The following is a 16,033-nucleotide window of genomic DNA, read 5'->3' as shown; positions in this document are numbered from 1 at the left end:
ACAACTAAAATTAAAAGAATCGAGGAGATTTCAAATTGCCTTTGGTAGTGATGAAGTCATATCTGAGAATCACTTCAAAAGAACCATCGTTATAAAGTGCGTTGCCCAACTCGGTAATTTCACGGTCATAGGCCAACCCAATCAAAAACTTATTCGATACGTTGAAACCTACCAAACCACTAAAAGCGGCATCCCATCGGTAGGCAGCGCCAAGAATAAATTTCTCGCTCAACATAAAATTGGCCGAAAGGTCTAGCTGTAAAGGTGCACCTTGAACAATTTTGGTCAAAATGGTGGGTTTAAATTTTAGGTTAGGGTTTAAATCCCAAACATAACCGGTTATAAAATAAAAGTTCATTTGTTCTTTGGCAGTAGAAGGAGCCGGGCCTTCTTTAAAGTGTCTAGTCTCCAAAATTCTAGGTACTGAAATTCCTGCATAGAATTTTTCGGTGTGGTAATAAACTCCGGCACCCACATTTGGTGAAAATTGATTGTCAATATCGTTCTGCAAACTATTATCGGGTGCTATCTGATTAAGTTCAGAATAGCGAATATCCAACAAATGAGCAGATCCCTTTAAACCGAAACTTAAACGACCTTCATTTGAAGTGTAAACCGTATAGGAAAAATCGATATCAAAATAGGTTTCCGATGTAGGGCCTATTTTATCATTTACAATAGATAAACCTAAACCTACCCCCCTGTAGCCGATTGGAGAATGAATATTAAAAGTCTGTGTGGTCGGTGCCCCATCAAGACCAACCCATTGAGATCGATGAAGGGCGGCCACACTTATTTGTCCTCTAGAACCTGCATAACCCGGGTTCACACTTACCGTATTGTACATATACTGGGTATATTGAGCATCTTGCTGGGCATGACTGGTAAATTCGGTCAAAAATGTAACTAAGGTAAAAAGCAACGTTAGTTTATAAGAGCTCTTTAGATTTGGGATGATCATAATCGCTATCTGTTTAAGTATATGTACCCGTTCAAGGTTTTGGTTTCTCCTGTATCTGTTTTATATTCGAGAATATAGAAATAAGTACCTACCGGTAATTTTCGGTCAACATCAACTGTTACCCTACCCTCAGAAGTACCATCAAAAGTATTTCCTTGCGTATCGTAAGCCTGTGTGCTATACACTGCCACACCCCATCTGTTATAAATTCTTAAAGAATTATCAGGGAAGTTCTCAAGACCGTTAATAGTCAATACATCATGAACACCGTCACCGTTAGGTGTAATTACGTTGAATACCTCAATTGCCGTTTCATCAGCGTTAGGCTCTAAATATTCAGGTATACCATCGTTATCACTATCATCATTTGAATAGTCGCCATCGACGTTCATATCTTCGTTCTTACTTTCTATTCCGTCATCATCATCATCGGTATCCCTGTAATTAGATTCTCCATCACCATCGGTATTCGGTAAATCGTTATATGGATCGTCAATTTCATCGTTTACATCAATATCAATGGCTGTTTGGCCCTCATAACCATCGTCGAGACCATCATTATCTTTATCAGAACCAATGAGTCGTGCTTCCGGAACACCATCTTGGTCATGATCATGGCCTTCGATAGCATCTGGTATATTGTCATTATCACTATCCTCGTCAACATAATCAGGCAAACCGTCACCATCGGTATCTTCGGGAATAACGCCTAGACTACCATCAGCCTCATAGGCGTCGTCAAGTCCGTTCGAGTTGTTGTCCTGTAAAGTTGGAGCTATATAACCGAAGGTGGTCTGCGCTTCCACGTTATCGGGTATACCGTCATTATCACTATCAATATCTAGATAATCGGCAATGCCATCACCATCGGTATCGGTTATGTTGGTAGCTGGGTCATTGTCTCCATCAAGATTTAAATCTTCAAAAGTGTCCAGTATTCCGTCGTTATCGGCATCTAAATCAAGTGCGTTGGTAACAACAACGGTTATGGATGCCGTACTGCAATTTCCTTGGTCATCACAGAGTGTATAACCAAACACATCTGTGCCCACAAATTCACTGTTGGGTGTGTAGGTTAGTATATCATCGGAAGGATCATTAGGTGTTCCTCCATTATCAATACTAACCGTGCCATCGGTGGCCGTAGTAGCTGATAAGGTACCGAGAGAGGGTATATCATTGTCGTTGGACAAAATGTCTATAATAACAGAGGTATCTTCGGTAGTAGCTATAGCATCGTCGATAGCATCAACTATTGGATTTATCTCCAAAGAAACCGTTGCCGTACTACAGTCGCCGAAGGTATTGCAAACCGAATAGTTAAAAGCGTCCACTCCATTATAATCCGGATTGGGCACGTATGTAACTATATCATCTGTAGGGTCGTTGGGGGTACCATTGGTATCAATGCTAACCGTTCCATTGGAAGGCTGTCTTGAAATAGTCAAGGAACCGGAATCAGGTAAATCCGAATCGTTGGCAAAAACATCGATAATAGTGGTTACATCTTCATCAAGTGTTACTAGATCATCAACCAATGTAGCCGATTCGTCAATACATACTACGGTGAAATTCGGTAAGCTTTTACTATTACCTGCCTTATTGATGGTTGCGGTATATCGAGCCACCGTTTGAGTTGCGATTACCGTAGGCCTTGTTTGGTCGCCTGAAACTGATGGGCTCCAGGTAAGGGAAGCCCCTGGAGGAATCGGGTTTCTAGAAATATCTAAAGTAACCTCGTTATAAGGTGAATTACAATTGGTAACAATGAAATACCCTGTTGCATTATGGCCACAAATTGTACCGTCATATGTCGCGAAGTACACCCCTCTTTCGGTTACCTCGTAAAATGAATCGGTACCCAAAACAACGGTAGGATTCGTTGCCTCGTACCATCTATAATTATTTTCATCTCCACTATTGGGAGCCTGCAACAAGAATTGCGCTTGTGAAGAAGCAATCCCCAGTATTGTTAATACAATACCGAGGATAATCATTTTATATGTCGTGATGGTTTTCAATTTTTTGTCTACAGAATTATTGTATTACTTGACCATGAAGACCACATTGATCAACGAATTGTAGTCTGCAGGTTGTCCAATAATCTCATAACTAAGAACTCCATTGGCATCTATACTCATGGTAGCTGTATTGAAAACAGTTGGATCAGCATAGGTCACATAGTAATAAAGATCAGTCGCTCCATAAGTAGGTAGGGCCACCGGTGCACCAGCACTCGATACCGTTGGGCTACCATATTGAGAGATATACTCAGCATACAGATCAACCGTAAAACTTCCGTTAATAGATGCATCAACTGCAATTGATGGAGGATAGAATATTCTTGCCGCAGCTGAAGTAATAGGAGCTATGGCCTCTATTACCTCTTGAACAGTAGTCTCTTGTGTCGGAGAAGACTCTCCGGCCTCATCAACATCTATTGGATTTCTAAGTGGTACTTCATCATCGTATTGATCATCAGAACCTAGATTAGAAAGTGGAACGTCTAAATTACCACCTCCATCTGTTAATCTGAGGTTGGTACCAACTACACTAAAGCTGTTATTATATTCATTGCCTACTACAGAATCGGCGTCATTCACATTTAAAGTGATATTATTACCTCCTGAAATTGAAATATCTCCTGGGCTATTATTGGTTGAAAGCGTCTGATCATCACTGGCAGGATCACCTGCAGGACCTTGAGGACCTTGAGGACCTGTTGCACCATCTGCACCGTCTGCTCCAGCTGGACCTTGCGGACCAGTTAAATCTGAAGAAGTAAATGTAGCTCCGTTGGTATAGGTTATGGTGAAAGTACCATTTCCATTATCCACTATGGATGCTATACCGTTTCCATCAGCTCCCGCAGGACCTTGTGGACCTTGAGGACCTGTAGCACCATCAGCACCTGCTGGGCCTTGGGGTCCTTGTGGGCCTGTTGCACCATCCGCTCCGTCAGCGCCGTCCGCTCCTGCCGGGCCTTGGGGGCCTGCGGGACCCTGTGGACCTACCGCACCGTCTGCTCCATCTGCACCTGCTGGACCTTGAGGACCTGCGGGACCTGTTGCGCCATCTGCTCCGTCTGCTCCTGCCGGACCTTGGGGTCCTGCGGGACCCTGGGGGCCTACCGCACCGTCAGCGCCGTCCGCTCCTGCTGGGCCTTGGGGACCTTGTGCGCCTGTTGCACCATCTGCTCCGTCAGCTCCTGCCGGACCTTGGGGACCTTGGGGACCTGTTGCACCGTCTGCTCCTGCTGGACCTTGGGGTCCTTGTGGGCCTGTTGCACCATCCGCTCCGTCAGCGCCGTCCGCTCCTGCCGGGCCTTGGGGGCCTGCGGGACCCTGTGGACCTACCGCACCGTCTGCTCCATCTGCACCTGCTGGACCTTGAGGACCTGCGGGACCTGTTGCGCCATCTGCTCCGTCTGCTCCTGCCGGACCTTGGGGTCCTGCGGGACCCTGGGGGCCTACCGCACCGTCAGCGCCGTCCGCTCCTGCTGGGCCTTGGGGACCTTGTGCGCCTGTTGCACCATCTGCTCCGTCAGCTCCTGCCGGACCTTGGGGACCTTGGGGACCTGTTGCACCGTCTGCTCCTGCTGGACCTTGGGGTCCTTGTGGACCTGTTGCACCATCCGCTCCGTCTGCTCCTGCTGGACCTTGGGGTCCTGCGGGACCCTGGGGGCCTACCGCACCGTCAGCGCCGTCCGCTCCTGCTGGGCCTTGGGGACCTTGTGGACCTGTTGCTCCGTCTGCTCCAGCTGGACCTTGTGGACCTGTTTCTCCTTGTGGACCCTGTGCACCGGTAGCACCATCTGCTCCCGCCGGGCCTTGTGGACCTGTTTCTCCCTGTGGACCCTGTGGGCCTGTCTCTCCTTGTGGACCCTGTGCACCAGTAGCTCCATCAGCACCTGCTGGACCCTGAGGACCTGTTTCTCCTTGAGGGCCTTGTGGACCTGTTTCTCCCTGTGGACCCTGTGCACCGGTAGCACCATCTGCTCCCGCTGGGCCTTGTGGGCCTGTTTCTCCTTGTGGACCTTGAGGACCTGTTTCTCCTTGTGGACCCTGTGCACCGGTAGCTCCATCAGCACCTGCTGGACCTTGGGGACCTTGGGGACCTGTTGCACCGTCCGCTCCGTCTGCTCCTGCTGGACCTTGGGGTCCTGCGGGACCCTGGGGGCCTACCGCACCGTCAGCGCCGTCCGCTCCTGCCGGGCCTTGGGGGCCTTGTGGACCTGTTGCACCGTCCGCTCCATCTGCACCTGCTGGACCTTGGGGTCCTTGTGGACCTGTTGCGCCATCTGCTCCGTCTGCTCCTGCCGGACCTTGGGGACCTTGTGGGCCTGTTGCACCATCTGCTCCGTCTGCTCCTGCCGGACCTTGGGGACCTTGTGGACCTATTGCACCGTCAGCGCCGTCCGCTCCTGCCGGGCCTTGGGGACCTTGTGCGCCTGTTGCACCATCTGCTCCTGCTGGACCTTGGGGACCTTGGGGACCTGTTGCACCGTCTGCTCCTGCTGGACCTTGGGGTCCTTGTGGACCTGTTGCACCGTCCGCTCCGTCTGCTCCTGCTGGACCTTGGGGTCCTGCGGGACCCTGGGGGCCTACCGCACCGTCAGCGCCGTCCGCTCCTGCCGGGCCTTGGGGGCCTTGTGGACCTGTTGCTCCGTCTGCTCCATCTGCACCTGCTGGACCTTGGGGTCCTTGTGGACCTGTTGCGCCATCTGCTCCGTCTGCTCCTGCCGGACCTTGGGGACCTTGTGGACCTGTTGCACCGTCTGCTCCTGCTGGACCTTGGGGTCCTGCGGGACCCTGGGGGCCTACCGCACCGTCAGCGCCGTCCGCTCCTGCCGGGCCTTGGGGGCCTTGTGGACCTGTTGCTCCGTCTGCTCCATCTGCACCTGCTGGACCTTGGGGTCCTTGTGGACCTGTTGCGCCATCTGCTCCGTCTGCTCCTGCCGGACCTTGGGGACCTTGTGGACCTGTTGCACCGTCTGCTCCTGCTGGACCTTGGGGTCCTGCGGGACCCTGGGGGCCTACCGCACCGTCAGCGCCGTCCGCTCCTGCCGGGCCTTGGGGGCCTTGTGGACCTGTTGCTCCGTCTGCTCCATCTGCACCTGCTGGACCTTGAGGGCCTGTCTCTCCCTGAGGACCCTGTGCGCCGGTAGCTCCGTCAGCACCTGCCGGGCCTTGCGGACCAGTGAAATTCGAAGTTGTAAAACTTGAACCGTCTGAATAGTTTAATGTAAATGTGCCATCTCCGTTATCAACTGTAGAAACAATACCGTTACCGTCTGTTCCATCGGCACCTGCTGGACCTGAATCCGAATCTACCCAAGTATAAGTTCCGCTTCCATCAGTTGATAGCACCTGACCATTATTACCTCCACTAGGTAATTCAATCTCGTTTGTTGGGTCGTTATCGGCATCATCCACATTATCGACGCCATCATTATCCACCGTTACACTTCCACCATTTACATCTGTGATGGTCGTTGTTCCGTTGCCGTTGTCGGTCACATCGGTAATCTCATTGGTCGGGTCGTTATCGGCATCATCCACGTTATCGACTCCGTCATTATCAACCGTTACGCTTCCACCGTTCACATCGGTAATGGTCGTTGTTCCGTTGCCGTTGTCCGTCACATCGGTGATTTCGTTCGTTGGGTCGTTATCCGCATCATCCACATTATCGATTCCGTCATTATCAACGGTAACACTTCCACCATTTACATCGGTAATGGTCGTTGTTCCGTTGCCGTTATCGGTCACATCGGTAATCTCGTTGGTCGGGTCGTTATCGGCATCATCTACGTTATCGACTCCGTCATTATCAACCGTTACGCTTCCACCGTTCACATCGGTAATGGTCGTTGTTCCGTTGCCATTGTCCGTCACATCGGTGATTTCGTTCGTTGGGTCGTTGTCTGCATCGTCCACATTATCGACGCCGTCATTATCAACCGTTACGCTTCCACCGTTCACATCGGTAATGGTCGTTGTTCCGTTGCCATTGTCCGTCACATCGGTGATTTCGTTCGTTGGGTCGTTATCGGCATCATCTACGTTATCGACTCCGTCATTATCAACGGTAACACTTCCACCGTTCACGTCGGTGATAGTAGTTGTTCCGTTGCCGTTATCCGTCACATCGGTGATTTCGTTCGTTGGGTCGTTGTCGGCATCGTCTACATTATCCGTTCCATTGAAAGTAATAGGAGTACCATTACCGTTATTAAAGGTGAAAGTTCCGTCACCATTATCGGATAATTCAGATTTAGAAATTGTTTGTGAAACTCCATTTTCATTCACATAGGTAACCGTACCGTTATTGTTGTCGGTAAGATTGGTATTGGTCTCGGCGATACTAACGGATGCAACATTCAAATACAATGCACCATCTGAACCGACCGCAATATCATTATTAGCGTCACCACTGATCAAATTAACAGATTCGGTACCTCCTCCATCGGTAATTTCAAGGCTTCCTGCTGTAATTGCGCTACCTGTGTTGTACTCATTACCTATTACATTATCGGCATCGTCCACATTATCGACGCCATCATTATCCACCGTTACACTTCCACCATTTACATCTGTGATGGTCGTTGTTCCGTTGCCGTTGTCGGTCACATCGGTAATCTCGTTCGTTGGGTCGTTATCGGCATCATCTACGTTATCAACGCCATCATTATCAACGGTCACGCTTCCGCCGTTCACATCGGTGATCGTAGTTGTTCCGTTGCCGTTGTCGGTAACATCGGTAATCTCGTTCGTTGGGTCGTTATCGGCATCGTCCACATTATCGACTCCGTCATTATCAACGGTTACGCTTCCACCGTTCACATCGGTAATGGTCGTTGTTCCGTTGCCGTTATCGGTAACATCCGTGATTTCATTCGTTGGGTCGTTATCGGCATCATCTACGTTATCGACTCCGTCATTATCAACCGTTACGCTTCCACCGTTCACATCGGTAATGGTCGTTGTTCCGTTGCCATTGTCCGTCACATCGGTGATTTCGTTCGTTGGGTCGTTGTCTGCATCGTCCACATTATCGACGCCGTCATTATCAACCGTTACGCTTCCACCGTTCACATCGGTAATGGTCGTTGTTCCGTTGCCATTGTCCGTCACATCGGTGATTTCGTTCGTTGGGTCGTTGTCCGCATCGTCCACATTATCGACGCCGTCATTATCAACCGTTACGCTTCCACCGTTCACATCGGTAATGGTCGTTGTTCCGTTGCCGTTATCCGTCACATCGGTAATCTCGTTCGTTGGGTCGTTATCGGCATCATCTACGTTATCGACTCCGTCATTATCAACCGTTACGCTTCCACCGTTCACATCGGTAATGGTCGTTGTTCCGTTGCCGTTATCCGTCACATCGGTAATCTCGTTCGTTGGGTCGTTGTCGGCATCGTCTACATTATCCACTCCGTCATTATCAACGGTTACGCTTCCGCCGTTCACATCGGTAATGGTCGTCGTTCCGTTGCCGTTATCGGTCACATCGGTGATTTCGTTCGTCGGGTCGTTATCGGCATCATCCACGTTATCGACTCCGTCATTATCAACCGTTACGCTTCCACCGTTCACATCGGTAATGGTCGTTGTTCCGTTGCCGTTATCCGTCACATCTGTAATTTCGTTCGTTGGGTCGTTGTCGGCATCGTCTACATTATCCACTCCGTCATTATCAACGGTTACGCTTCCACCGTTCACGTCGGTAATGGTCGTTGTTCCGTTGCCGTTGTCCGTGACATCGGTGATTTCGTTCGTTGGGTCAGGGTCAGCATCGGGTGTTGCATTACCACCGACTTGGGCCCATGAAGAACCATCCCAGACATATAATTGACCTGTGTTCGTATCTACATAGGTCTCTCCAGTATTTGCAGCCGTAGCACCTGTTGCAATAGGTGTACCTGCTCCTACTTGAGAAAGTTCATTTGTGATGCTACCATCTACTTCCGTTCCTGTAATTACATATGGAGTAGCAGCTGAACCATCACCTGTTACCGAATTGATTCCCGCACCACTAACTAAGGTCTCGGTACCATCAACTGAAAGGTCAAAATCATTTACGGTACGGGCAATATTGACGGTTCCATCATTGGAAGTGATAATCTGTATTTCATTGCTGTCCGACGAATCCGCGTCACGAATATCAATGTTAGTATTGCCACCTCTTTCCAAAGCAATATTGACCAATTCATTAGGGGTAATTACACTACTACTTATTTGTTGATTGTCAGAACTACTTGAAGCTAGCGCAGAAATTGCTTCTTCAACTGTAGTTTCATTAGTAGTGTCTCCATCAATATCGAATGGAGTGACCAAATTAACTTGGGAAGCATCTTGATTATCCGTGCCAACAAAAGTAGTTGGAGTACCGTTACCAGAATCAAAAGTGTAAGTACCATCCCCATTAGTTGTTAACTGAGACTTATTAATTGTTTGTGAAGTGCCATCCTCAGTAGTATATGTTACTGTACCGTCATTGTTATCGGTCAAGGAAGTAATAGTTTCGTTTACATCGGTGGTAGTTCCATCCGCCTCCGTGACCGTGGCGATGCGGTTACCGGCAATTACATTGCTGATAGACATACCATTGGTATCAATCGTCACATCAGTGCCATCACCGTTGGTAAATTGATACAGTCCGCCACCCAAATCGGTTATGTCGGACTTGGCTACGGTAATACTGTTACCGGCCTCGTTGACAAGGGTTACGTTACCGTCACCGTTGTCCGTAATGTTCACAATACTTTCCTGAATGGAAACCGTGGTACCATCCTCCTTTTGATAGACACCAATCTCGTTTCCACTGTTGGAGGTTCCGGTGATATCCGTTATTGTTTCATCAATATCAGTTGTGGTTCCATCCGCCTCGGTTACCGTGGCGATGCGGTTACCGGCAATTACGTTGCTGATGGACATTCCGTTGGTATCAATCGTCACATCCGTTCCATCGCCGTTGGTGAATTGATAGAGTCCGCCACCTAAATCGGTGATGTCGGATTTGGCTACGGTAATGCTGTTGCCGGCCTCGTTGACAAGCGTTACGTTACCATCGCCGTTATCGGTAATGCTTGTTATTGTTTCATCAATATCAGTTGTGGTTCCATCTGCCTCGGTTACCGTGGCGATGCGGTTACCGGTAATTACGTTGCTGATGGACATACCGTTGGTATCAATCGTCACATCCGTTCCGTCGCCGTTGGTAAATTGGTACAGTCCGCCACCCAAATCGGTGATGTCGGATTTGGCTACGGTAATGCTGTTGCCGGCCTCGTTGACAAGGGTTACGTTACCGTCACCGTTGTCCGTAATGTTCACAATACTTTCCTGGATGGAAACCGTGGTACCATCCTCCTTTTGATAGACACCTATTTCGTTTCCGCTGTTAGAAGTCCCTGTAATATCAGTAATCGTTTCGTTTACATCGGTGGTAGTGCCATCCGCTTCGGTTACCGTAGCGATGCGGTTACCGGCAATTACGTTGCTGATGGACGTTCCATTAGTATCAATCGTCACATCAGTGCCATCACCGTTGGTGAATTGATAGAGTCCGCCACCCAAGTCGGTAATGTCGGACTTGGCTACGGTGATACTGTTGCCCGCCTCGTTGACAAGGGTTACGTTACCGTCACCATTGTCGGAAATGCTGGTTATCGATTCATTAATGGTTACAACATCTCCGTTCTCATTTTCATAAACGCCAATATTGTTGCCAAAAGGAACAGTTGAAGAAAATGTGGTTACAGTTTCAAGTGGTAATACAACTGAAATTGTACCACCATCTTCTAAAGTCAATGAAAGTTCTCCTGTACCATTGTTATAAGTAAAAGCCTGTAGTTGCTGGTCATCAGAAGAGGTAAGCTCCCACGAATTTCCATCCCAATAATAAATGGTACCTGTATCGGTGTTTACATAAATGTCACCTAAATCAGCTCCACTGGGAGTTGTCATTCCTGGGGCGGTAACATCTGTTCCGCTTAACACCTCACAATTACACTGATCTTCTAAAGTAACCGTGGTTTGTGCAAAAGAATACACAGAGGTAAAAAGCAACAAGATTAAAACGATTTTCTTCATGGCCATTACTTTGAGCTATGTCGTAGGTTCAAGATTAGTTGGTACCTTCTATAGAAAATTTTCTATAGAAGTCGGTTCATTCAATTTTATACAATCTTTAACCGGAACATTACAAAGCGAATGTTTGCGAAATGGTGAAGAATACTTTATTCCTTTGGCCATTTACATCAGGAATTTTTACAAATCCTGACTATGTTCGGTTAAGTTATTTTATTTGGGGATGCATTTGATACCCATTTATTCGATAAAGGGCACAATTGCACATTACAAAATTAATCTTAGGCCTGCCGCAGGAAAATAATTGTTGTGTATTGGTTAAAATGTAGTGTATAGGATTAAAAATTTGAAGTAATGATTATTTCGTTCGTCGATTACGCCAAGTATATCAATAAGTTACAAGGGACAACTGGTACGAAAAATCCGATAAAAAAGTAAGGGCCTGTATGTAATAAATATGAATATGAACGACTTACATTTAACTATAACGTTAGAGTTATTCTGTATAAATATCTCGATGAGCAGCTATTCTAATTTGCTTAAAATAGGAAGGATTTAATTCTTTTTAGTGCGGTAGGTAATACGGCGATTGCTTATTACCGTTCTTACTTTTACCGTTAGGGTTGCTATTTGAGAAGTAGTCGGGGCACAAGATGTGCTTGAATTGGTTATTCTGACCCTATAAATATTTCCGTTGAAGTCTATTTCAGGTGTACTTATATTTAGACTGTTCGTCTGAGAACCGGAATAGAAAGCGTTATCAGATATATCAACAAAGCCGGCACCGCCATCGGTACTCACCTGCCATTGGTAGGTGTCCGCATTATTGGCACTTACACTAAAGCTTGTATTTTGGCCTACAAAAATCGTTTGATCTATAGGCTCTGAAACCACGGTAACCACCGGTACGGTATTAATAGTGTAGGTACCAAGTTCTACAGGGCAAGCTGAATTACCCCATCGAGCCCAGATATTGTAAGTGCCACCTGAAAGTCCGCCATATGTTACAGAGCCAGAATTATCCGCCACATTTGTTCTATAGGTCGCTCCTCCATCAAGGCTAAATTGAATCGATGTTCGATTAGGGTGATTTGGAAAGCTTAAAGTAAATGATCCATTGTTGACATTACAAGTGGCGTCGTTGGTTGTAATGATAGCCTGGGGTCTTGAGTAAATAGTCACATTTACAGAGTCGGTCTGTTCACATCCATTTGAATCGGTAACAGTAACCGAATAAGGCACAGTAGTATTACTATTTGCACTCCCCGTTGGCGCTACTGTAATGGCCTGACTTGTCTCGCCAGTACTCCATAAATACGAATAGCCCGAACCACTACCACCACTCGCGGAGGCTGTCAATGTTGTTGAGTCTCCGTCACATATCTGAACATTTGGTCCGGCATCAACTACAGGCAATGCATTCTGAATGGCCCTAACCGCAGTTCTAGAATTACTCGTACAACCGGTAAACGTGTTAATCGTTTCCGCATAGTATGTGCCGGCCGAAGAAGGGGTATAACTCGTGCTGTTACTTTGTAACCATGTACCACCAGAAATGGAATCATACCAATTAACGGTTTCATTATTTCCAACCGTAGCCGTCAAAGTAGGAACAGGGCTTCCAGCACAGAATTCTTGATCGCCCCCACTAACCGGTGCGTTTACAGTAGGACAGGTACAGTTTGGAGCCGTTACAGGTAAATTTCTGCTACAATTGCCCTGAGAAACAGTTACAGTTATATCAGTGCCATCGGGAACATCAGCTATACGCCACACATTACCCCCTAAATTGCTTACCGTACCATTGGTAGATGTAACCGAGCCTGCACTGACGGTAACTTCTAAAGTATAGGTGGTAGGCTGAAATAACCTAAAGTTACAGCTTGGCGAACTTGATACCGTTATCGTAGGGGTTGGTTCAACAGTAACCCTGACCACATCGCTATTTGTACAACCAAAACTATCTGTTACCGTAACCGTATAGTCTACGTCGACGTTATTATTGGTATTACCAACAGGCGATACGGTAATCGAAGAAGAAGTTTCGCCCGTGCTCCATAAATAAGTATAACCACTACCGCTACCACCAGAACCAACCGCGGTCAATGTCGCAGACTCACCATCACAAATCGTTTGATCGGCACCGGCATCTACCGTTGGTTGAATGACACTTAAGGTCGTAGTACCACTAATAGCTTCTCTACAGACATTACCACTGTAAGAGGCAACTAGCCTATACTGATTTCCGTTTTCTGCTAGAGTTACCCCATTCAGATTAAGGGTATTTGTGTCGGTACCCGAATAAATACCACCATCGGCAAGGTCTATCCAAGACGAACCATTGTAAAACTGCCATTGGTGAGTATCGGCAAAATTGGTCGTTAAAGAAAAACTGATATTACCTCCGTTACAGGCTGTTTCAGTTGTATTAGAAGTAGGTACAACAGGTGCATTAACCGTTTCTTTATAATCGTCTTCTCCATTACTGTCACCATCATTGGGTGTTGCGTAGGAGGCCGCTTGAACCGTTCCGTCAGAATTAACGGTAGGATTTCCTGAACCATACATACCATTACCGTCAACATCGGTTCCAGATGCGCCGTAAGCCTCATCGGCATCAGAACATCCATCTCCATCACTATCATCGTCTAAATGATTGGCCAAACCATCACCATCAATATCACAAGTACCCTCATAAAATGCCGTAAATGGTATGGATTGTTTAGCCAAAGATGGACCTTCATATTGTACCAATAGCGATTCTCCTCCTCCATTTTCAAAAAATAAGACCTCTATATCGTGAAGCCCCGCCGTTAGGTTAATCACCCCGGACCGCTCTTGAGGGCCATGGTCAAAATCGTTATTGACCACTTCCAAACCATTGATGTACAATTTAGAGCCATCATCGGAAGTTGTGTAAAATGTATAGGAACCAGCCGCAGCGATATCTATCAGACCCGTATACCTGATAGCGAAACTATCAGCATCGCCAGGGTCTACCGCCCCTTGAAGCGCATCTACATCAAAAGAAGTTATAGAACCCGTTGAAAGGGCCCCAGTTGTAGGTATATTGTCGACCGTATTACCGGGTGGAGTCAAATCGTAGAATTCATATGCCAATGTTCCGTAACATGACCCTAATTCTTCCGAATCTAAAATACCATCATTGTCATCATCTAAATCATAGGCATCAGCATAACCGTCGCCATCTGAATCCATCAAGATAGATAGAACACCATAATCGGAAGCTATTGCCGCGCACGAAGAACCACTTTCAGATATTAAAACCCGATACCTATTGCCTTCATCCGAGAAAGTAACATTGTTAATTGTAACCGAAGAAGATGTTGCTCCAGAAATGTTGGTATAGGATGCTCCATCATTGGTACTGACCTGCCATTGGTATAATAAGGTTCCCCCAGTGGCGCTGACCGAAAAAGTGGCGTCGCCACCATCTACAATTGCTTGATCTACCGGTTGTGCTGTTATCACCGGGTCTTCATCAACTGTCAAAGAGGTACTTGCTGATACATCGATAGTTGGGTCTCCTGGCATGCCCCCATATTCAACCACGTAACCTTTTGGTTGATAAGCGCCCGAACCGGCACCCGTATTACTTAAATCGTTCCAAGAACCATCGATTCCGGTACCATCTTCGGTAATATGTGCATAATCTTCGTCTCCTGATTGGTTTGGTTCTCCTGTATTCCAGAATGCATAATTCGGTGTTGAGCCTCCCGCTAAACCGTTCCAAAATACGGTACCTGCCTCAGGGCCCGTTACCCATCGCCATTCGTTTTCAACAGCGGCATCACTACCACCTATCCAACCAGCTCCAGAGATCTGAGAACCCGCAAAATTAGCTTCTTCAAGAGAAGTAAGCGTTGCCAAATACCCTTGAAGACCATAGTAAGTTGATAAAGCAGCCTTGTCGCGTGCGCTGGTCCATGTAATTCCAAGGTCTGAAAAGAACTGATAATAGTGCCCGGTATCAGGTAAGAAATATGCATCTCCCACGATAATAGAAAAGTCGCGGGTTCCTGAAGGACTAGCGGAACTTGATGAGAACAATACCGCCGATACGGCTGATTCAAATTCAGTGGAAGTTGCCGGACCGCTTAAAAGCAATCTACCCTCAGCGGGAATCCAACTAGCAGTGATATTCGGATGTGTACCCGCCAAGGTCAAAATATCTTCACCATTTATATAGCCGTTGGAAATTTGTACGGATACCTCTTGAATAGTAGAATCGTCAGGGTCTGATATGCTTACCGTTTCTACTACGGGTACAGAAGTGCCAGGGCAATAATCTTGGTTTCCGGTCGCCGTAATCACTGGAGGTTGATCCTCAATTCTAAAAGCAACATTGTCTATTCTGATGATTTCGCCAACCGACCAATCACCTGAACTACTTTGAAATGCAATACCTGATTGGTTAGATTTTTGCCCAGCAGTTAAGGTATAGGTCACAGTACTTGCGGTCGATACCTGTAAGGTCGTAATATTTTCCCAAGTGTTCGTAGAGGCATTAAATAGGTAAACCCTTAATCGCTCATCGCCCCTACTTGTTGCATTATAGCTAAAAGATAATTCTACATCTTTGGTTACGCCGCTTAAATCAAGATTACGGTAGATATAATCGGCACTTCTGAGACCATTGAAAACCAATGAACCCGAATTGACCGAGATATTTCCTCCTGTAGCACCGCCACCGGCATTGTCCGCTTCTCCCCACGCATTGGAAAAATTGGTATTACCATCATTATTGGTATATGCATTGGTCGAAAATGCATCCATGTAGACTTGCTGCGCAGAAAGTAATCCCACGCAGAAAAAGAAAAATACTAATGACCAAGTACATTTCATTTTACCCCCTGAACAATAGACAATTGTACAATATTACATTGTGTCGATTGAAGGGCATAAAAAATGTTGCCAATGAACTGATATATAGTGTGAAAAGGAAAAAGCTATC

4 protein-coding genes are annotated in these 16,033 nt (G+C 46.9%); all 4 read right to left on the bottom strand.

What is annotated here, in order from left to right:
* Positions 1-10 precede the first annotated feature (10 nt).
* Complete coding sequence (locus tag IL356_RS13500; RefSeq protein ID WP_121848102.1) at positions 11-961, bottom strand: PorP/SprF family type IX secretion system membrane protein; 951 nt, start codon at positions 959-961, stop codon at positions 11-13.
* Positions 962-966: 5 nt separating this feature from the next.
* Entirely contained in the window at positions 967-2,958 is a 1,992-nt protein-coding gene (locus IL356_RS13495) for a T9SS type B sorting domain-containing protein (RefSeq protein WP_121848101.1), read from the bottom strand.
* Between the two features lie 48 nt (positions 2,959-3,006).
* Complete coding sequence (locus tag IL356_RS13490; RefSeq protein ID WP_225621499.1) at positions 3,007-11,061, bottom strand: hypothetical protein; 8,055 nt, start codon at positions 11,059-11,061, stop codon at positions 3,007-3,009.
* Between the two features lie 552 nt (positions 11,062-11,613).
* Positions 11,614-15,855 carry an Ig-like domain-containing protein gene (locus IL356_RS13485; RefSeq protein ID WP_162987821.1) on the bottom strand — a complete coding sequence of 1,414 codons (4,242 nt, stop codon included), beginning with the start codon at positions 15,853-15,855 and terminating at the stop codon, positions 11,614-11,616.
* Between the last annotated feature and the right edge of the window lie 178 nt (positions 15,856-16,033).

It is taken from the genome of Euzebyella marina, assembly GCF_014855515.1.
Classification (GTDB): domain Bacteria; phylum Bacteroidota; class Bacteroidia; order Flavobacteriales; family Flavobacteriaceae; genus Euzebyella; species Euzebyella marina.
This window is presented reverse-complemented; position numbering and strand designations above follow the sequence as displayed.

What these genes read in the sequence shown, in the direction of transcription:
- IL356_RS13490 (WP_225621499.1), bottom strand. Translation starts at nt 11,061, where the DNA reads ATGAAGAAAATCGTTTTAATCTTGTTGCTTTTTACCTCTGTGTATTCT.
- IL356_RS13485 (WP_162987821.1), bottom strand. Translation starts at nt 15,855, where the DNA reads ATGGATGCATTTTCGACCAATGCATATACCAATAATGATGGTAATACC.
- IL356_RS13495 (WP_121848101.1), bottom strand. Translation starts at nt 2,958, where the DNA reads ATGATTATCCTCGGTATTGTATTAACAATACTGGGGATTGCTTCTTCA.
- IL356_RS13500 (WP_121848102.1), bottom strand. Translation starts at nt 961, where the DNA reads ATGATCATCCCAAATCTAAAGAGCTCTTATAAACTAACGTTGCTTTTT.